This is a genomic window from Halobacteriovorax sp. GFR8, assembly GCF_050955245.1.
Taxonomy (GTDB): Bacteria; Bdellovibrionota; Bacteriovoracia; order Bacteriovoracales; family Bacteriovoracaceae; genus Halobacteriovorax_A.
The window spans coordinates 481,058-501,015 of record NZ_JBPBLR010000002.1 but is presented as its reverse complement, the minus strand read 5'-3'; the positions used below and the strand labels follow the sequence as shown (position 1 = coordinate 501,015).

The following is a 19,958-nucleotide window of genomic DNA, read 5'->3' as shown; positions in this document are numbered from 1 at the left end:
GACTGTCATAATAACTTCAAAATTACGCTTTATCAATTTTCTTTAAGCTTCTTTTGCTTCAATCATACCGTAGCTGTGCAGCTTGTTATAAAGAGTCTTAACTGTAATCCCAAGAACTTTAGCTGTCTTAGTCTTATTACCACCTAAGTGATCTAGAGTTTGACAGATGTGCTCTCTTTCGATTTCACCTAGCGTCATTTCTCTAAATACTCTGATTTCTTCTTTTTCTTCAGAGATTTCAGCTTGCTCAACCTTGATGCTATCTGCAAGGTGATCTCTTTCAACAATCATTCCTGGAGATAGAACATATGCTCTTTCCATGATTGAGTGAAGTTCTCTTACGTTTCCTGGCCAGTTGTAATCTTCAAGAAGCTTAACAACACCTGGAGACATTGACTTTTGAGCTTCTGGTAACTTTCCTAGGTTAAGGAAGTGGTTAGCTAGAATTTCAATATCTGACTTTCTTTCTCTTAGTGAAGGAATTCTTAAACCAATTGTTGATAGGTTGTAGAATAGATCTTCTCTAAAAGTACCTTGAGCAACACTTTCTTTCATATTGATTGAAGAAGCTGCAATAATTCTTACATTTGATCTTAGTTTTTCATGAGTACCAACTCTTGAGTAAGCAAGGTCGTTGATAAAGCTCATTAGTCTTGCCTGTACTTTAACTGGCATTTTATCAATATTGTTGATGAAGATTGTTCCACCATTAGCTGCTTCTAGAGCACCCTTCTTAATTCTGAAACCTCTTACTGCATCAACTTCTTCTTTCCCGAAAATTTCTGACTCAAGGTACTCATCGTTACCCATTGAGCAGTCTACTACGATGAAAGCGTGATTCTTTCTTTCTGAACGACAGTGAATTCTTCTAGCGATCATCTCTTTACCAACACCAGTCTCACCTGCCATATAAGAGTTAACATCTGATGCAGCTACACGATCAACTGCAACTAGAAGCTCTTGCATAATTTCTGACTTACCGATGATTTCTTTCTCTTGAGTTGTTGAACGAGACAGAGTTACACCTGGTACAGAGTTCTTTAGTTCATTTTCTTTTTCTTCGATCTTCTGCTTAAGTGACTCATTTAGGAACTTAGCAGATAGGTACATTTTCATATTCTTAAGTGGCTTTTGGATAGCATTTAAGCTATCGATAACCATATTAATGTCTTCTTTCTTAAAGTTAACTTCTTCGCTATTTCCTTTGAAAGAAATAGTACCGATAATTACACCGTCGATAATCATTGGAACACACAGTTCAGAGTGAGAAGCTTCTGTTTTTGTCGAAGCAAATAGAGGATCTCTTTGTACGTTGTTTGAGAAGTAAGCACGCTTAGTTTTGATTACGTGTCCTACAGCACCTAGACCTTTTGAAATTCTCTGTGCGTTTTTTACAGCGCGAGCATTCTTAGCAACCATGCGACAACTTCCGTCTTCATGTGCAATATTTACGATGATTTCATCACAAACGATCTCTGACTTAAAGAATTTTGATAGTTCAGAAAAGAAAACCTGCTCATCTAAAGTCGTAAGAAGTGTAGACAGTAGATTTTCAATTTTTGTTGATTCTTTTTTCATTTCGATTGTCATGCGTAAACTCCCGTGTATTTTTTAGTGTGTGTCTTGCGAAGCGTTAAACTAAATTCATGATACAGTGCGTCTGAATTTTTTACAAGACTAAAATACTCGGTTGTTCAAAAAAAATATACTTTTACTGTGATTATAATGACTTAAGCCATCTACCACTTGTACACTTTCCAAAATTTGAGGTCAGTGGGCCTAGGATTTTGCCCCAAGTGTCCATAATATAGACACTTTGAGTGGCCCTCGATTGTGAAAGAACCCTCAAACTTGTAAAAATAATGAACTGTCCATCTTTTGAGTACTCTGGATCCTCATTTGAACCGAAATCCTTCGTTAGGCGATGAAGGTTTTGGCCATCCGATCCTACTTTAAAGAGGTCAAAGCGATTATCTAACCAGCTTGAGAAAACAATTTCTGAAGCACTTGGGTGAAAACGTGGAGTGGCGTTGTACTTACCAACGTAGCTAATACGCTTAACATCCTTCTCTAAACCATTTGGATCCATTGTGTAGATCATAGGCTTTCCGGGGCGTCCAGATAGAAATGTTAAGATTGAGCCGTCAGCACTTAAAGATGGATCAACATCGGGAGCATAGCTTTTCGTTAGGCGTGTAATTGCACGAGTCTTTAAGTTCATGCGATATAATTCCGCATTACCTTGATGTGAAAGAGTTAAAATGATTTCATCACCATTATTAGTAAAGATAGCACCAGAGTTTAGGCCCTTTCTCTTAGATAGTACTGTCGATTTCTTTGTGGCCACATCATAGAGCATAAGATTTACATTCTTCTTTGCGCCCTTAACAGACTCATCAATCAGACTGTAAACAATCTTTGAGCCATCATGTGAAACCGCAGGAGAAAGTACAACACCATTGTGCCATGTTAGTCTCTTTGGGTTTGCCCCATCAAAGTCCATGATAAAAAGCTCTTTCTTTCCATCTGGCATCTTATAATCAGAAACAAAGACTATCTTATCTTTAAAGATTGAGGGCTTGCCGACTATGGCGCGGTAGATTTCATCTGATACTGCGTGAATGGCCGCTCGATTATTAGCATCATATGGAATTGTTTTTGAAATAAGCTCTTGCTCGGCCGCAATATTCCAAAGCTTATAAGAGAGAGATGTTTGTGTTGCGGTTCTTACAATTTTAAAACGAACTAAGAAATTAGTTTCTTTCGTTTTGTAATTCGTAAATCGTACATTATCAAAAGAAGTCTGCGAGATACGACGAGGTAGAACATTAAAGTAATTCTGATAGAATTTAAAATCGTTTCGTACGATATTAATATAATTCTCAGACTCCTCAACTTCATTAGGAGTAAAGACTCCCTCTGAAAAAATCTTTTCCACTAGTAAACTTTCTTTAACAACTTCAGCATCCCCTACAGAGACAACAGTCAGACCACCATCAGCAACAACGTTTAAACATATAAGTAATAATACTAAATACTTCATAAAAACTCCTATATAGGAAAGGCAAGAACGAGTTCTCCGGCCACTAGCCTATTAGTAATTTCTTTTTTCGGACGAGGAAATGATCCAACAGCGCGAATTGATCCCACTGCCTTACTATCATATTCCGCGTTCCCACTCGATTTTATAATTTTATATTCTAATAATTTCCCCTGTGAATTAATGAAAACCTGAACATGACAAGATAACTCAAGGTTTGCTAGATAGGCCGGAAGTCTCCAGTGCTTACGAACAGCTTCCATCACAGAGATAACATAATTATCAAAATCCCCCTGGGCCTGGGCACTACCAGTGCCAGTATAAGAAGAACCTTCACTAAGCTTATTTCCTGCAGCAATGATATTGCTATAGTCTGTTGTATCCTCAATAATCTTTTTAGGCTTAGCATTTTGCTTTGTTTTTGTATCTGTTTTCACATTACGATTAGCAAACTTAGATAGCATATCCTTTAAAGACTTTTGTTTAGTTGCTTTCTCAAGAATCGCCTTATCACTTCCACCAGTATCCTTGGCCTTCTCTTTAACCACCTCTACTTGCTCTTGTGGTGGTGGAGTCATTTTTTTAAGCTCTTGATAAGTCATCTTAGGCATGGCCACAACATCAACTTTAATGGCCTTACCAATAACACGAACCTTATCGAGATTGGCCCTCCTTGGATCAAAAGGTGTCCCAAGTTTAAAGATCGATAGAAGATACAGTCCCAAAATTAGGACAGCATGCGCTCCTAATGAGATAGAAATGTATTTGTTAAAACTCTTTTCGATACTACTTATCCTCTAGCTCTGTTACCAGAGCAATATCATTTATATTATTTGATTTTAAATAAGACATAAGCTTGGCAACTTTACCGTATTCTAATTGATAGTCAGCTCTTAGAAAGAGTGTCTGTGACTTCGTTTCTTTTAGCTTATTTGAAACAACAGCAATAAGTTCACTTAGTAGAATTTTATCCTTACCTACATAAAACTCTTCAGAGTTAGTAAAACTAAGAACAACTTGTGAAGAGCTTAAGCTCATGACATTGACTTCCTTAGTCTTTGGTAAAGTCAGTTCAATCCCATTTAACATCAAGGGCGCTGTAATCATGAAGATAACAAGTAGAACTAACATAACATCAACAAGTGGTGTTACGTTAATCTCTGATACCGGTCCATCTCCATTACCACCAGAATTCATACCCATTACTAACCCCTAAATTATGATTTTGAAGAAATATATCTTTCAACTTCATTGATAAATTGATTACCAAAGATATGAAGTTGTTCTCTAAGCTTATTTCTTCTTTGTCCAAATTTATTAAAATACCAAGTTGCAGGAATTGCGGCCACTAGACCTACAGCAGTCGCAACAAGCGCTTCGGCAATCCCTGGAGCAACTGTCTCAAGCGTTGCACCACCACTGGCAAGGCCAGAGAATGAATCAATGATTCCCCAAACTGTTCCAAATAAACCAACGAATGGCGTAATCGAACCAATTGAGGCCAAAGTTGTTAGCCCATTACTCATTTGCTGATCAACTTCTACTGCTTCATTAGATAAAGTTCGCTCCATTGATTGATTAGCAATTGAAGAATAATGTTCTTTAATGAGCCCATAGTCTTCACCTAACGCAATTTCTGTTTTCTTAAGTTCACGGTAACCAGAAAGAAACAATTTCTTTAACGGACTATCTTCAATAGTTTGGGCATCATGATATGCTTCTTCAAGAGAGGCCACTCCACTAAAGAAGTTTTTAAATTCACGGTTAGCCTTTTCTGTTTTATTAAATAGTGATCTCTTTTGGAAAATTATCGTCCACGAAAGTACTGATGCTAAGATTAAAAGAAGTAAGTCTAATTTAACGACAATACTTGAGTCTAAAAGGATTTGGAAAATATCTAAATTATGACCTTCCACTATACTTCTCCTTGCTTTTTTAAAATATATGAATATGCGGATGTAACAATTAATAAACTAATAGCAGGAACCAAAAGGTTACTTAGCTTTGAAAAGAATATTGAGTAATATGTACCCCATAATGGATCATGACCCAAGAAGGCAAAAAGAGGTACAAAAACAACTGAAATAAAAATCATCCCTTTAAGTACAGAGTAATTAAATAAATAGAGATGAGTATATGCCAAGAAGAATAGAAACATATGACCTATTTCTAAACTCGTATTTCTTGGAAATAAAACCAATAGGGAAAGATATAAGAGAGAGCCTTCTGTTAAAATATGAAACCCCTTCCCTATACGTCTGGACTTTAAAAAGACTTTTGAATTCAAAAACTCAAAAAAGAAAAATACAAAAATAAGGACATTGTGAACAATTAGCTGCCATATACTAAATTGTACATTTTCCATATGAGATGGTCGGCTAAAGAAAATAAAGACAATGAGCGTGCCCATCGAAATTAAATAAGTTGGAATATTAACACTGTTGTACCAATCAAAGGATAACTGGCCTTTAATATCCCGAAACTTCATATCCGAAAAGAAGTAGATTGAAACAAGATATCCTAAAATTCTTGCAGTGACGAGAACATGCCAAGAGAAATCATATAGCCAATTCTCTACAATAATAAGTTTGTGCCCAAGTCTAAAGTGGAAGAACGTAATAATTGAGACAAGAATAAAGTAAATAATCCAGTAAATTATTGTCGATGTGGCGTACTTTGCCAGATAAATAGATTTTTCTTTGGCGAATAACTTCATACTAATTCGTCGTTGGGTTTATCCAATTCAACTGTAGTTCAGGCGCTGGATAAATCTTTGAATAATTCTTATAAAGTAAATTCCCTTTTGTTAAAGAATCAATTTTCTCTAGTAAGTGATAATAGTTTTTCCAGTACTTTGGATTATTCTTTAAAATAGTATCCATTTTCTTCGTTGTTTTAAACTGATCCTTAAAAGTAAAACCAGAATTAAAAACTACATCACTAAAACGAGTTAAAACCTTATGAAATTCTTCCTTCGGGAATTCTTTCTTATAAAAATTACTATTCATTAATTTTAAAAGTGTTTCATCATCAAATTTTTTAATAAATTGCTGATCCTCTAACCTTAATAAGTCTTCAAATAAAAGAAGCGAAATTTGTAACTTAGATAAGTCCATTGCTCTAATAAATGGAACACTAATGACAAATAGATAGTGATTTGTTGATAGAGGAAATCCGAAGTGAGTCACATTTGGTGAGTTTAGATATAAAATATCAAACTTGATACCAAAGTAGCCTACCTCTTTTAAAAACTTAGCGTAATATTCTCGGACACCAAAATCAGGTTTATGAAAATCCCACTTTAGTACCCCTACATTCTTTACAAGCCAGTACTGAGTCATGATATGCCAAAAGTCTTTACCAGCTGGTGTATTATAAAAAGCCTTCTTTTGTGCATCAATATCAACTTGTTTCTTCTTGGCCTGTTTGGCTTTTTCTTTTGCGGCCTTCTCAAGACCATCCTTCTTTAGAACTTTTTGAATTTTATTAAAATTCACAAATTCATTCTCTACCGGAAGGTTTTCTTGAGCATAAGTATTAAATATTAGGAGAAGTGATAAGAAGTACTTCATTACTTACTCTCCCCTTTAATGAGAAGATCCTGAAGTCTTCCCCAGTAGTGTATCTCTGTAACGCCAATCTCAATTTGATCAAAGAAGCGACGATACATATCTTGCCAACAACCATCTGGCTTTCTTTGAGAAAGTACATTTGTACTCATAAAACCTTTATAATTTGAGTACTCGACTTGATAGAAATCAGATATTGGTGAACTTAAAACGTAGAAAGGTTGCCCACATTCGAAAGTTGATAATACTCGAGAAAATTTTGAAGGATTTTGGTGCAGTTGTGAATAAACAGACTGTACATAGTAAATTGTCTTCTTCTGATCATTACTAGACTGGGCCTTTATTTGAGTAAAGGCCGGTAAAAGAAGAAAAAATACTAGAAATATTCTCATTATACTTTCCATCTAAACTGTATTGTTTCCCACTCGTGACATTGCGGACAACGCCAAAAAATTTCATCTGAGTTGTAACCACATTCACGACAGTAGTGCTTTGTAAGAGTTTGGTGCATATTTTCAAGAAGATCTTTTGTTTGTGAAACAGCTTCTTCTTTCTTACCTAACTCAATTAAAATTTTAATATATTCAGACTTTAAGGCCTCTGAAGTAGCATTAGAACTCTTATCCCACTCACTTAGCAATTCATAAGCTTTATGTAATTGATGCTGCTGTTTAAAAAGTCTAATTTTAGTAAGAATTATCGATTCATTAGAAAGTAATTCTTCATCTTTCATTTCTAAGAAGTATTCAACTAAAAGGTTTAATCTTTTAAAGTACTTCTCTTTCTCTTCTTCACTTCCTTTGAATCCCTCTTCAAGAGACTCAAATGCAAAAGAAGCATACATCGGCTGCTCTTTTAAAAGCTCAACTAGATAGAACTTCGCTTCATCAATATTACCTTCGTGAAGAAGAATTCTAAGCTTTAAAATCTTTGCTGATACAGAAGGAGCAAAACGAAAACCATCTTCTAGATCTTCAATCGCCTTAGAAAGCTGACCATTTTCAAAAAACTTCTTGGCCTTTTGAACAAGAATATGTGAAATCGTTTCAGACTGATTCTCATGCCCTACTTTCGAAAGCATGATGCGATAATTATAGGCTTGATCCCAATCTCCAATATCTTCATAAATACGACAAAGCGATTGGATGACATCATATTCATCACGATTGATTTTTAAGACATCTTTATAAGTTTCAATGGCCTTATCAACAAAACCACCCTTATCAAAATCGATGGCCAACTCTTTTAGTGCACGTATACGGTGAGACTCTGAAATATTATCTCTTGCAATAAGAGAGCGGTGGATACTAATGGCCTTTTCTATTTCACCATTACTTCTAAATAGTCCACCTAGAGCAAAGTATGTATCAATTGTTTCTCTGTTAATATCAACTGCACTTAAAAATTCTTTAATTGCAAGATCACGATTACCAGAGATTAGGTATTGAGTCGCATTTAGGAATACTTTCGATTGAGCTTCAAAGATTGAGTTACGATATCGTTTAGAAAGTTTTACACCTGTATCCTTCTCACTGAAGTAGTGATAGATCAAAATTAGTGTAAATACGAATGCTACAACTGCGAGTATATGATCTTGTAGCCAATTTAAGTATATATGCATTATGCCTCTATTATTTGTACATTAAAGTTGTCGAGCTATTAGCTTTTACAAAATTCTTAACTGCACCTTTAACATCTTCTAAATCTTCTAAGATTGAAAAGAAATTAGCTTTCTTTTTAATCTTCATTTCTGAAAGGTTTAAGTCCCCTTCTAACTCAAGTTTTGCATGAAGTTGGCGTGCACATGGCCAAAGACCTACTAGATCATCAACAAGCCCAAGCTTCTTTGCTTGCGCACCTGAAAAGACCTGCCCTTGAGCAACCTCATCTATTTCCACTGTGATTCTTTCACTACGCTGTGCTGCTACATCGTCTTTAAATTGTTTATGAACATCAAGAGTCATCTCAGTCATAAGAGCTCTTTCTTCTTTAGTCATCGAACGATTAGGTTGACCGATATCTTTGTAACGTCCTGCTTTGATCGTTTGTGGATTAACCATGGCAAATTTGTATAACTCAGAAAGGTCAACAAATTGCATGATGACACCAATTGATCCAGTCAGTGTTCCCGGTGATGAACAAATCTTCTCTGTTGCCGCGCCAATATAGTAACCACCACTTGCTGCGATTGATGAGAATGATGCATAGATTGGTTTAGGATTCTTTGTTACTTCAGCGTAACTCCCGGCTCCTCTAATTCTTAGGATTTCTTGATAGATTTCTTGAGTTGGAGCAACAGCACCACCTGGTGAGTTAACTCTTAAGATAATTCCCTTAACTGCTTCATCCGCTTCCGCACGGTGAAGAAGTTGAATCGTTTTCTTAGCGTCCATGATGACACCTTCAACTTCAATTAGGGCAATCTTATCTTTAGACTTCTTACTCGACGAAGCAAGATCGTTATTTCCTTTGAAAATTGTCACGGTATAAGCTGAAAATAATATTAGTACAACGAAGAAAACTGCAACCATTGCCATAAGGCCTATGACCGCGCGATCTTTTGATTTAGTATTCGACAAAGCATCCTCCCTGAGCTTATAAATCTACCCTTCTATCTTCCCAAAAATATTGGATTTCGTAAACTTTTTAACATGTTACAAACTTGCCGATTAAAGTAAATTTGTCCCTATCCGAAAAGATATAGGAATAAAACCGCGAATGCGAAGTGAGGGATATATGAAAGGTTTCAGCGTTAAAACAATTGCCATAATTACTCTAGTAATTCAGTCTAGCTTTGTTTTTGCTGAGAAGTATGAAGCTCCTTCATTTTATCAAGAAGCGAAAAAACCAATTTCATTTAAAAAGAAAGTAGTCCACCATAAGACTCAAGTATCTTGGGAAGACTCCTATCAAGTTGAAGATGACTCAAAATCTGAAAAATCGATGCGTCTTCCATCTTCTAAGAATACAAAAGTTAAGTATTGGGATTACGAAAATAAGAAGTAATCTTATTTCCAAAGATTTAGATCTTTTTCTAGCTCACTCTTAAGTTGGCCACAGGCCGCTAAGATATCACTCCCCTTTGTCGTACGAATTGTCGTCGTGATTCCACCATTATCAAGCTGATTCTTAAACCAGTTGATACGACTAACACTTGGGCGTTTAAAATTCGACTCAGGATATTCATTAAAAGGAATTAGGTTCACTTTAGATACTTTCTTAGGAAGTAGTTTTAAAAGTGCTTCAACATCTTCGGCGCGGTCATTGTATTGATCAATAAGAAGGTACTCATATGTAATATAACGATGGGCCTTAAGTGGAATTTCCTTAATCGCCGTTAGAAGTCTGTCCAGATCATAGGCCTTATTAATTGGCATAAGCTCTGTACGAATCTCATTGTGAGCAGCGTGCAGAGAAATAGCAATATTAACTGATGGGAATTCTTCTAGCTTCTTAATTGCAGGAACTAGTCCCGATGTTGAAATTGTCACACGTCTTTGAGAAAGGCCTAGTGCCTTTTCATCAACCATAAGTTCAGTTGCTGCCTTTACTTGCTCAAAATTATGAAGAGGCTCACCTTGACCCATAAAGACAACATTAGAAAGTCGCTCTTCTGGCCCAACTTTTTCTCTTAGAAATTTCGTTACAGCTAAAAATTGGCCAATAATTTCACCGGCCTCAAGGTGGCGCATAAGCCCCATTGTTCCCGTATGACAAAAAGTACAACCGATAGCACACCCTACTTGTGAAGAAACACAAAGAGTCTTACGGTTTGATCTGGCCGGAATCATAACAGTTTCGACAGTTTTCCCATCTCTCATGGCCACAAGAAACTTTCTCGTGCCATCTTTTGAAAGACCATTCCATACAATTTTAGGAAGTGTGAAGTCGAAGTTTTCTTCTAATAGCTCTTTAAGATTCTTAGAGATATTTGACCAGCCCTCAGGAGTGTACTCGTGTTTCTCATAGACCCATTGAAGAATTTGGTTTGCCACAAAAGGCTTCTGACCATTCTCAACAAGGAATGATTTCAAAGACTTAGGTGAAAGCGAGTAAAAAAGCTGCTTTTGCATATGATTCTCCAATATTAGGTGACATTTATATGGTCAGGGACTAAATATTACAAGCTCCTCTGTAGAATTTTTGCTATTTAGCCTATTCTTTGGTCTATTAAACCTCAAATACAACAAGATTTGCTGACAACAGTATAATTAGGAATAAATATGAGAAAGCTTGGCCTATTAATCACATCCCTTCTGCTACTTCAAGGATCTGTCCTGGCCAGCAATAATATGGCCAATCTTATATATAGAGTTCCTTCAAAAGATAATTTAATTTCCATAAAGGGGTCACTTAACTGCACAGAGTGTAAGCTTGGGACGCGTTTTAATGTGACAGTTTGGAATATGTACAAAGGAAAAGAGCCTTCTTGGGCAAGAGATTATCTAAAGCTAGCAAGCGAAAGTGAAATCATCCTTGGTCAAGAATTCCTACTACAAGGAGAAATGAGAGAACTTCTTTCAAATAGTCAGCGAGAAAGTATACTAGCAACATCATTTTATAATACTGATGGACAAGCAACCGGTGTCTTTACTAGTTCGAGCATTAAAGCGGTAGCAAAGCAGGCCTTTCAAAGTAGTGATCGAGAGCCCATTGTTAACACACCAAAGCTTTCTCTAATTACCCAATATCCAGCAGAGAATGGACAAGTTGTAACTTTCGTCAATATTCACGCTCTTAACTTTGTCGGTATTCAACCTTTTACAATTCAAATAGCAACACTTCTAAAAGCTGTAAAAAATATCAAAGGCCCAGTTATCTTTGCGGGTGATTTTAATACTAATGCTCCAACAAAAACTCTCATCATGAATATGCTATTTAAAAAAGATGGTTTCAAACAGGCCCATTATACTGGAGCAGATGATCGCATGACCTTCTTAGGTCAGCCTCTTGACCATATTTGGTATCGTGGACTTAATCTAGTGGAAGCAAGAGTTCTTGGAGAGGTTGAAGGATCTGATCACACTCCTCTTCAGGCAGAGTTCGAGCTAATTGATTAGGTATTAGCTTTGACAGTTTAGCTTATAAAAAGAAAAATTTAGCTGCATTTCTTTGCACATCCGTATTCTCTTATAGATAATAAAGTATATTAAAAGATTAGTTTCAAACAAAAGGATTTGTTATGAAAAAGCTTATGATAAGCTTAGCAGTTGCCTTACTGGCAACACCATCTTTTGCACAAGAAAAGCTCATTCACAAAATTCCAAGTTCAGATAAGATCATTCAAGTAAAGCAAGGCCTTTCATGCCATGACTGCCCTTTTCCTAATGAATTCACGATCACTGCTTGGAATATGTATAAAGGAAAGAATGAAAGCTGGCGCCAAGACTTTGAAGAACTGCTGAATGAAAGCGATATTCTTCTCGGGCAGGAGTTTAGCTTTAAAGGAAAGATGAAGGAGCGCCTCTTTACTCCAGAAGATGAAGAAATCATTTTGGCCACTTCATTTATTAGTTGGGGAAAGTACAACACAGGAGTTACTAATATTTCAAAGTATCCTGCAATAACAATCACACCTCTTAGAAGTAAAGTAAGAGAACCATTTATTCGCACACCGAAACTATCTCTTGCAAGTCAGTATAAACTTGAAGATGGCCGTAACATTACCTTTATTAATATTCATGCAATTAATTTTGTCAGAAAAAAATCTCTAAAAAAACAAATTGCCCAAGTTATTAACTATATAAGAACGACAAATGGCCCAGTTGTTTTTGCTGGTGATTTTAACACTAACTCAAAATCTAAAATTAAGATGATGAGAGGTATTTTGAATGGAGAAGGCTTTAAAGAAGCTATCTACACAGGCCGTGATGATCGTATGAAGTGGCTTGGTAATAAACTAGATTACATTTGGTATCGTGACCTTGAACTAATTGAAGCTAGAGTTCTAGGAGATATCGAGGGATCAGATCATAAACCTCTACAGGCAAAGTTCTTAGTCCTCAAATAATACACCAAGGCCCATCTTTAGCTTTTTTTGAAACTTAGGAATTTCTATAACCTTAATAACAACACGTCGATTGACTTTGTTATTTTCACTGATTGGTTTCCCATTTTTATCTTGATTAGGTCTTAGTGGCTCAGAGTCACCAAGACTAATCATTTTTAAGTTCTTAGGAGAAAAACCAAAGTATTCAAATCTCTCAATAACAAGGGCCGCTCTTGCAGCAGCTAATGACCAATGATTTCTATACTTTGAATTCTGTTTAATTGGTAAATTATCAGAGTGTCCTTCGATAATAATGCGATAATCCTCTTCACCCTTCGATTTTATAATATCAATTAAGTTATCTAATAAGAATGTCATCTCCTCACTCATCGAAACTTCGTTTTGCGGAAATAGAATTGAACCACTCATTTCGATTCTCATTTTAGAGTCGTTCACCGTAATCTTTGAGATTTTTAAAAGTTCGGGGTGCTTTGCAATCTCTTCATTAATTTCTTTAAATTTTTCATTCGTAACCGCAACTTTCCCCTTGGAGAAACTTTTTGCAACAATCTCAGCTTTAACTTTAAAGCCGGCAGGGTCATAATTTGCGAATGCCATCATTAAAATAAAAAAACACGCAATCAGTGTCATCATATCTGCATATGATAATAGCCATGCTTCGCCTTCATCCGGAGCATCTTCAAATATTTTTCCTCTTCTACCTTTATTCTCTGATTTTCTCATATTAAACCGTACGACTCTCTAGCTTTTTATCCATTCTCTCGCTTGGTTTTAAGAATGAATTTAACTTTATCCCAACAATAATTGGATTTGTTTTTTCAATTAATAGAGAAACACCTTCAATAATGATCATCTTCTTAAGGTAAATCTCCTTATTATTTGCAGATAAGTTCTCTGCAAAAGGGATAAAGAACAAGTTAGCAATAGCAACACCATATAGCGTTGTAATAAGACAAACCCCCATCGCTGGACCGATCATTTTAATCGCATCTTCACCACCAAGATTTGCAAGAAGAACAATCATCCCAATAGTGGTTCCCATCATTCCAAATGCCGGAGGAAATTTTGATATTGATTTTATCTTATTGGCCTCTTCTCCATAAGACTCTAAAATACGGTCAGCGCGATCATAAATAATATCTAAAAATTCTTCCTTCTCAAGAACATCACTTCCATAGAGCTCTAAACACTCCTTGAAAAACTCATCATTTACTGAATTAATAATTGATGAAATCGCTTCACCTTTACGATATTTTTCGGCAGCTTCCATAACCTCTTCAATTGTAGTCATGTAATTAATGCGCTTATTAAAAACAAGCCTTCTAAAGAATATTTTCAAAAGTTCCATTAGTCTTGTTACTTCAAAAGAAATCGCAGTTGCGGCAAGAGTTCCTCCTGTAACAATGAATAAAGAAGGATAATCAAGAAAAATTTTCAGATCGTCACTCGATAGCCAAAGTCCGACAACAAAAACAAATAGGGCCATTGAAAAGCCAATAATAGTAGAAATATTCATATTCTCTCCCGTATGTATCGAACTTTACGGGTCTAAGGAAAAATCCTTTATAAAAGAATAATTTTAGTTACATGAAAGAAAATTTTTCTTAGTAGAATTTGTTTATACATTTGATAATCTGAAGAGAATGTTAAAGATAAAATTAATAATTCCTCTCTTTATACTCCTTAGTTATTCTTGCTTCGCACGAGAGCGCACTCTACTAAGAGTCTCAACTCCAGCCTATAAAGGCTTTGGGAAGAAAAGTGAGTTCTATAGCAAGCAAACAATCAAGTTAGCTCAAAAGCTTATCTGGGAATCACCTGAATACGAGCTGGCCATTACAACTGGGAATAATAAGAAAGTTGAGAAGAATTTAAAAATTAAGAAGTTAGTCTTGCATACTAAGAAATCCAAAGGTGTTAATAGCCTCTACTTCCTTATTCTTAATCAAGATAACAATATCGTCGAACAAGCTTGGGCAGCAGGAATACCTGAGCGATTCCTACTATTACAAACGAGAATGTCTTTATATGAATTATTCTATGGAAAGCAGAGAATTCGAAAAGCATTAAAGAAGTTACTAAGTAAGCAAACAAAGCAAAAGAGCGAAAATTCTAGTGATGATTCAAAGGACATGGATGACTTAGATCTTGATCTTGAAAATCGTCTTAAAGTCCTTATTACACAAGCTGGACTTGAAACAAATATCAAAATGAAGCCCTTCTCTTTATTTACGAGCTTGGATGATAATCTATCCTATGAAGACTCACTCATTAATATTGAAGAAGAAATAAAAAAGCAAAAAAAAAAATCTAACAGAGCCTCAGAATTTAAAATCAATTTAAAAAAGATTAGACTTGATCTTGATATTGCCATGGATAGACAGAAAGAAAAAGTGGCAAAGAATAAAGAAAGCAAATCAAAAAACGAGAAAAAAAAAGAAAACGAAGAAGTTAGCTCTGATGATGTTTTTGCAATTTCAAAGAGTAGTAATAAAGAGCCTGGCACAAGTTTTCAAAAGAACACACGCCCAAGAAGATCTCGATCTATATTTGACTTTGTCTATATGAACAAAAACAGTAATACGAAATACCTTGTCGAAACCGCCAATAACTACAACTTCATGGGTGCAAGATATACATATCGAAAAAATATGTCAGATACTCGTGGAGATGATTTTGTTTTTGCCCTACATTACTTAAAGTCAATTGGATCTAAAGCCGAAAAGTATGATGTACCAAATATAATCAATCTCTATGTTCAATACTTATTTGCACCAACTTGGCTGCCATTTGATCTATTTGGAGGTGTACACTATGAGAACCAACCATTTATCAATTTACCAGAATACAATAAAGGATTAAAAAGCGGTGAAAATACAATAGCTTGGTCTCAAGTAGGTATCGAATATATAGCTGAACTATGGAGTCGAAAAATCATTTTCAATGTCTCATATTTTCAATCATTTTTTGCTGAGAGCTCATTTAAGACAAATAATATGACAGCCACAAAGATATTTAGTGAAGTTCAAGTTGATATTACAAGTAAGTACCGCATAGGACTAGGGGGGTTTAAAACAACAGTAACTGCTGATAATTTTGACCTAACTCAGAATACTTTTTTATTTTCATTAAATTACTTACTCTAGTAAATAAACTTTTTTCCCCCTTCAAAATTACAATAAAATAAAGTTAAAATGTAGATTATGAACACTGTGACTATCAGGCAGAAAATATTCAATAAAGTAAAAAGAAAACAGCTTAATAAGAAGTTTTCTGGTGTTAATGATCTGAAATCACAAGAGAAAGAGTGTGAAGAATCATTAGAGACTTCTTTAGAAACTTTTGGGGAAGCCAATAATGATGAAAAAATCTCTGTTAAATTCTCCCCTATTAATTGGCAAAAGAATTTAACGAAAGATTCTTATTCCCAATGGGTTTTTGATACATTCTATAAAAGATTACAACTTTATCTAAAAGAAAATTTTGTCACAATAGAAAGTAAGAGATTCGTTAAGAATAAAGAAGATCGTAAACGTTTAGAGTTAGTACTAAAAGTTGATAACTTACCTCTAAAAGAAAATATCGTTAAACAACTTACACGATTTAAAGTACAGCCAAATCTGAGCTTCCCGAAATTTCAAAGAATAAGTAATTCATCTTTAAGTTTCAAAACAATTTTCGACATAATAGAGGATCATGATGAAACTAACACAACAAAGCAAGCAGCCTCAAGCAAGAAACAATCGAAAAGTCCTACTAGATCCAGAAAGGTTTACAGAGCTACTCTTGAGTAGCCTAAAGAACGTTATTATATCGAAAAACAAAGTAGTTGATTTAACTTCAAAAGCTTATAAAGCAGAAAATATAAGCTTTGAGAAAGATGCATTAAAAGTACTATCGCGATTAATTAAGATTCTTATTTTAAAATTAAACTTCGATAACCTAAAAGCACTAACAACAGATAAGCGTCTCAACCTTTACTTTAATGAGTGGGACTTGGATATGAGCTTTCTTGAAGATTCAAACATTACAAACTCTCTACACTACCTGAAGATGAATGCAGAAAATCTCGATGTACAGATTGGAATTTATAATGAGAATATTTTCAATATAAGGATTAAACTTGGGTAAGTTCTTTATTTCTTTAATTTTAGCAATGTCATCATTGGCACTAACGAAACCAACCCCTTACTATAGCTTTGGCCTAGGTGTTTCTAATATCTCTTATAATGAAGCAGAATCAAACCTAAAAGACGAAAGTGGAAATAATGCTAAAAAGACTCCAATTAGTGGTTCAGCAATGGTGATTACACTTATGGGTGACTACACGATTCCCTTTAAGACTAATCAAGCAGTAAGTGTTCGCGGTGTCATTCCCCTATTGGCTTCAACTGGAAGAATATTTTCGCTAGGTGCTGCTTATCAGTATTACTTTGGCAATAAAGCAGCTTCCGATATTGAGATAAAAAGTTCAGACGGAGTGTATATCAAATTTTCTCCAAAATTTAGATACTATGCAGGTGCAGCAACAGATGTTTCATACCTTTTCTATACAAGTGAAACGGCAAAGAAAACAGATCTAATATTTCACGTGGGACCAACTGGTGGGATGTTATATCGCTGGAAGGATAATATCGACATTAAATTAGAAGCCGATTTCCAAATCGGCTTTGGTTCTGTTGTTTCAACAACTAATATAAAAGTTCAAAGTGGATTAACTTACCAGTTCTAATGATTCTTCTTCACGGACAGATTTAATCCACTCATAGATAACTTGCTTTGCATCTCTTGTAATTTCAAGATCACTTAAAACAAGTTCTCTAGCCTTTTTATATACTTCGCAGTAGTTATCTGCTTTACTTTCTTCTAAAGCTAGCCTAGCACTATCATCAATAACAAATCGCTCTTGCTCTAGCTCATACATCTCATAAATAGTTGTTCCTTCTTTAGCGAAAGAAGAAATAAATGTGTTTCTCAACTCTTCATCATCAAAAGACTCAATAAGTTCAACACGTCTAATCATCGTATAGCTCATAAAGATTTTATTCAATGATTTTTCAGATAATTTACCTAATAGGAATGAGGGAAAGTTTTTTAAAGCAATGCTTTCGACTTTATTTGTTAGCCCATTTTGTAATAGAACATCATACAAGTATTCTTCATCTTCATGAGAGGAGATTGGAATCATTGCCATTATTTTTTCAATAAACGGACTGACCACTTCGATGCTAATATACTTAGATAGTCTTTCATTAATTTCCACAAATAATTCATCTTCATTTGCAGTATTGATAGCTGCTGCGCTTTTTAAATACTTAGCTCGCTCTTCGATATCTATTTTTGACAGAATATAGTTCATAGTATGAGTAGGACAAATTGTTAAAAACAGTGGCGCCAAGTCTCTATTGTTCTTAAAAAATTCAAATGCACCCTCATCATCAATACTTAGAAGTTTCTCTTTTAATTCATCACTTTCAACAATATCTGGAACAATAAAACTATTAATAATTGAGTTTGTAATGTAGGAATCAACAGCAGTTGCCCGAATTGAATTGTATGGAGTCGAATCAATAACAGACTTCCACTCTTGCCTTTCGGCCATATTTAACTTTTCAAATATAGTATGTAGACTTTGTGAATCTAGCTTATCTAATAGATACACAAGTGATTGCTTTGCCAGTTCTTCTTCTGATTTTATCCAGCCTTTTATTAGTAAAATTACAGTTTGCGGACTTTCATCTAATGTTTTAATCAATCTTTCAAATCCACTAATTGTATTTTCATCTTTTTGATCAGAACTACTTCCACCAAGAACTTCACCTCCACCAATACCATTATCGACTTCGTCAGAAGAATTCTTATTATCGACAACATTCTTATTATTTGAATCTAACGTAATTTTACGTTGGAGAATATCATTTCTTAATTTTTCATATTTTTTAAAAATAAGTAATGAACAGAGAGATATCGTTAATGCTCCAAGAAAAATACCTATTGGAGTAGCAAATTTTTCTAACAAGCTCCAAATATTACTATCAGATTCAGTCTCAGCCGCAACAGCAGAGTCATTAGCAACTTTATTTTCATATAACTTTAACGGTTTTAGATTAATATAGATAAACTTATAATCAATGGTGAAATCTTTAAGACTAAACTTTGTTTCTTTTACAAGTTTTTCAACATGCTGTCTCTGATCTTCATTTAAACTTTCAGGTAGGCGTATTGAGACTTCGATACTCTCAAGGTTATTAAAAATACTTTGACTCTCTTGATACTTCCAAAGATATTCATATTCACTATTGGCAGGAGCCTCTTTTGAATTCATATTAGCTGTAATTGGTGTCTCTAAACCAAACTTTGATAAAACAATATAATCACCAGGTGAAGTTTTTGCAACATTTGTAAACTTAACTTCTTCTGGAGCCTGTTTTGGTGTTTGTTTAAAACTAGGTTTTCTTGGTGTTGTAACTTTAATTTCAATATCAACAGTATATTGTTTATCGGCTAAAATTTTATCAAGCTTCGTTTCGATAATATCTTTCATATCATCGGACAAAATTTTCTTTTGCCAATCAACATTTAACATACTTGGATTAGTATTGGCATAAATTGAAAAACAAAGACTAAGGATTGTTAATAAATATTTCATTTATTTTTCTCCTAGAACTTTTTCTAAGTATTGCTTCATTGCAAATGCATCTTTATTCTGTTCATTTAAAGAAGTTGCTTTTCTATAATTTGCCAAGGCCCCAACAAAGTCCTTTTTTAAATAAAGCGCCCCACCTTTCATTTCATAAAAACTAGAAAGGTTGCTGGCATCATTTTCAATAGAATCCAGTGCCTTAACTGCTTCACCATAAGCTTTCGTCCTAACAAATCTTTGTGCATCAAATAATTTAATGATGACATTATCCAACGTTATATGATTTGTAGCGCGATCATGCTCTTTTAATGAGGCTACAATTTTGATATCACCTTCGGCTGGCCTTACCACTAATAAGTTATAGCTTTCATAACCACTTTTCTCTATTTCTAAGACAAAGGTTGAGTCAATCCCTACAGTACTAGCAACTGTACTTAATTCTCCTTTATAAGGGGTCTCACCTAAAAGTCTCCTCTGCCCATTTGCTGAGTTTCGTATGTAAACATTTGCTTTTTCTGGAATGCTAGAGATGAGAAAGTCCTCAGCAAAAGCTGTCGTAAAAGAAAGAATAAAGAATGTAAAAAGTTTTAATATATTCATAGATTCATACGCCTATCTTAATAATACGTATGATTTTTCGGATCTGCTTAACTAAACTTAAAGGATTGAATTAAGCAAAATTAATTGCGATAATTC

Annotated in this window: 22 protein-coding genes; 7 read left to right on the top strand and 15 right to left on the bottom strand. The window is 34.8% G+C overall.

The window, feature by feature from the left end:
• Positions 1 to 42 precede the first annotated feature (42 nt).
• The 10 genes from ACRXC1_RS02850 to sppA form a co-directional block, all read right to left on the bottom strand.
• Positions 43 to 1,590, bottom strand: coding sequence for a sigma-54-dependent Fis family transcriptional regulator (locus tag ACRXC1_RS02850; protein ID WP_021265818.1), 1,548 nt, complete (start codon positions 1,588 to 1,590; stop codon positions 43 to 45).
• Between the two features lie 130 nt (positions 1,591 to 1,720).
• The gene (locus tag ACRXC1_RS02845; protein ID WP_021265714.1) at positions 1,721 to 3,043 is read right to left on the bottom strand and encodes a TolB family protein; all 1,323 of its coding nucleotides are present in this window, start codon (positions 3,041 to 3,043) and stop codon (positions 1,721 to 1,723) included.
• Positions 3,044 to 3,051: 8 nt separating this feature from the next.
• Entirely contained in the window at positions 3,052 to 3,765 is a 714-nt protein-coding gene (locus ACRXC1_RS02840) for a TonB family protein (protein ID WP_433656351.1), read from the bottom strand.
• A 61-nt stretch (positions 3,766 to 3,826) separates the two neighbouring features.
• Positions 3,827 to 4,243, bottom strand: a complete 417-nt coding sequence (locus ACRXC1_RS02835; RefSeq protein ID WP_393061549.1) for a biopolymer transporter ExbD — start codon at positions 4,241 to 4,243, stop codon at positions 3,827 to 3,829.
• Between the two features lie 14 nt (positions 4,244 to 4,257).
• Positions 4,258 to 4,956: a MotA/TolQ/ExbB proton channel family protein gene (locus ACRXC1_RS02830; protein WP_392912240.1), complete on the bottom strand. Its 699-nt coding sequence runs from the start codon at positions 4,954 to 4,956 to the stop codon at positions 4,258 to 4,260.
• A complete protein-coding gene (locus tag ACRXC1_RS02825) occupies positions 4,956 to 5,756 on the bottom strand; it encodes a hypothetical protein (RefSeq protein ID WP_393061547.1) in 801 nt (266 codons plus the stop codon). Before ACRXC1_RS02825 ends, ACRXC1_RS02830 begins: the two co-directional genes overlap by 1 nt.
• 1 nt (position 5,757) lies before the next feature.
• Positions 5,758 to 6,612 carry a hypothetical protein gene (locus ACRXC1_RS02820; RefSeq protein WP_433656348.1) on the bottom strand — a complete coding sequence of 285 codons (855 nt, stop codon included), beginning with the start codon at positions 6,610 to 6,612 and terminating at the stop codon, positions 5,758 to 5,760.
• The gene (locus tag ACRXC1_RS02815) at positions 6,612 to 7,001 is read right to left on the bottom strand and encodes an SH3 domain-containing protein (protein WP_433656346.1); all 390 of its coding nucleotides are present in this window, start codon (positions 6,999 to 7,001) and stop codon (positions 6,612 to 6,614) included. The genes ACRXC1_RS02820 and ACRXC1_RS02815 overlap by 1 nt, the downstream gene beginning before the upstream one ends.
• Positions 7,001 to 8,230 carry a hypothetical protein gene (locus ACRXC1_RS02810; protein WP_393061541.1) on the bottom strand — a complete coding sequence of 410 codons (1,230 nt, stop codon included), beginning with the start codon at positions 8,228 to 8,230 and terminating at the stop codon, positions 7,001 to 7,003. The genes ACRXC1_RS02815 and ACRXC1_RS02810 overlap by 1 nt, the downstream gene beginning before the upstream one ends.
• A 10-nt stretch (positions 8,231 to 8,240) precedes the next feature.
• Positions 8,241 to 9,188, bottom strand: coding sequence for a signal peptide peptidase SppA (gene sppA / locus ACRXC1_RS02805; RefSeq protein ID WP_433656343.1), 948 nt, complete (start codon positions 9,186 to 9,188; stop codon positions 8,241 to 8,243).
• 157 nt (positions 9,189 to 9,345) lie between these two features.
• Here sppA and ACRXC1_RS02800 point away from each other — a divergent pair, with 157 nt between their 5' ends.
• The gene (locus ACRXC1_RS02800; RefSeq protein ID WP_433656342.1) at positions 9,346 to 9,615 is read left to right on the top strand and encodes a hypothetical protein; all 270 of its coding nucleotides are present in this window, start codon (positions 9,346 to 9,348) and stop codon (positions 9,613 to 9,615) included.
• Positions 9,616 to 9,617: 2 nt separating this feature from the next.
• Here ACRXC1_RS02800 and rlmN read toward each other — a convergent pair whose 3' ends face one another.
• On the bottom strand, positions 9,618 to 10,682 hold the full coding sequence (rlmN, locus tag ACRXC1_RS02795; RefSeq protein WP_393061535.1) for a 23S rRNA (adenine(2503)-C(2))-methyltransferase RlmN: 1,065 nt from the start codon (positions 10,680 to 10,682) through the stop codon (positions 9,618 to 9,620).
• Between the two features lie 150 nt (positions 10,683 to 10,832).
• Between rlmN and ACRXC1_RS02790 the strand changes: the two genes are divergently transcribed.
• Entirely contained in the window at positions 10,833 to 11,669 is an 837-nt protein-coding gene (locus ACRXC1_RS02790; protein ID WP_433656339.1) for an endonuclease/exonuclease/phosphatase family protein, read from the top strand.
• A 122-nt stretch (positions 11,670 to 11,791) separates the two neighbouring features.
• Positions 11,792 to 12,619, top strand: a complete 828-nt coding sequence (locus ACRXC1_RS02785) for an endonuclease/exonuclease/phosphatase family protein (protein ID WP_433656337.1) — start codon at positions 11,792 to 11,794, stop codon at positions 12,617 to 12,619.
• Here the strand turns inward: ACRXC1_RS02785 and ACRXC1_RS02780 are convergent.
• Positions 12,605 to 13,342, bottom strand: coding sequence for an OmpA/MotB family protein (locus tag ACRXC1_RS02780; protein WP_433656335.1), 738 nt, complete (start codon positions 13,340 to 13,342; stop codon positions 12,605 to 12,607). The two genes, ACRXC1_RS02785 and ACRXC1_RS02780, sit on opposite strands and share 15 nt — an antisense overlap.
• A gap of 1 nt (position 13,343) precedes the next feature.
• On the bottom strand, positions 13,344 to 14,135 hold the full coding sequence (locus tag ACRXC1_RS02775; RefSeq protein WP_433656333.1) for a motility protein A: 792 nt from the start codon (positions 14,133 to 14,135) through the stop codon (positions 13,344 to 13,346).
• 127 nt (positions 14,136 to 14,262) lie between these two features.
• Between ACRXC1_RS02775 and ACRXC1_RS02770 the strand changes: the two genes are divergently transcribed.
• The 4 genes from ACRXC1_RS02770 to ACRXC1_RS02755 are packed head-to-tail and all read left to right on the top strand — an operon-like array spanning position 14,263 to position 17,351.
• Positions 14,263 to 15,765 carry a hypothetical protein gene (locus tag ACRXC1_RS02770; RefSeq protein ID WP_433656331.1) on the top strand — a complete coding sequence of 501 codons (1,503 nt, stop codon included), beginning with the start codon at positions 14,263 to 14,265 and terminating at the stop codon, positions 15,763 to 15,765.
• Between the two features lie 57 nt (positions 15,766 to 15,822).
• Entirely contained in the window at positions 15,823 to 16,413 is a 591-nt protein-coding gene (locus tag ACRXC1_RS02765; protein ID WP_433656329.1) for a hypothetical protein, read from the top strand.
• Entirely contained in the window at positions 16,406 to 16,750 is a 345-nt protein-coding gene (locus tag ACRXC1_RS02760) for a hypothetical protein (RefSeq protein WP_433656327.1), read from the top strand. Before ACRXC1_RS02765 ends, ACRXC1_RS02760 begins: the two co-directional genes overlap by 8 nt.
• 25 nt (positions 16,751 to 16,775) lie before the next feature.
• Positions 16,776 to 17,351 carry a hypothetical protein gene (locus tag ACRXC1_RS02755; protein ID WP_433656325.1) on the top strand — a complete coding sequence of 192 codons (576 nt, stop codon included), beginning with the start codon at positions 16,776 to 16,778 and terminating at the stop codon, positions 17,349 to 17,351.
• Here the strand turns inward: ACRXC1_RS02755 and ACRXC1_RS02750 are convergent.
• Positions 17,334 to 19,268, bottom strand: a complete 1,935-nt coding sequence (locus ACRXC1_RS02750; RefSeq protein ID WP_433656323.1) for a hypothetical protein — start codon at positions 19,266 to 19,268, stop codon at positions 17,334 to 17,336. The two genes, ACRXC1_RS02755 and ACRXC1_RS02750, sit on opposite strands and share 18 nt — an antisense overlap.
• On the bottom strand, positions 19,269 to 19,862 hold the full coding sequence (locus tag ACRXC1_RS02745; RefSeq protein ID WP_433656321.1) for a hypothetical protein: 594 nt from the start codon (positions 19,860 to 19,862) through the stop codon (positions 19,269 to 19,271).
• Positions 19,863 to 19,958: the final 96 nt, after the last annotated feature.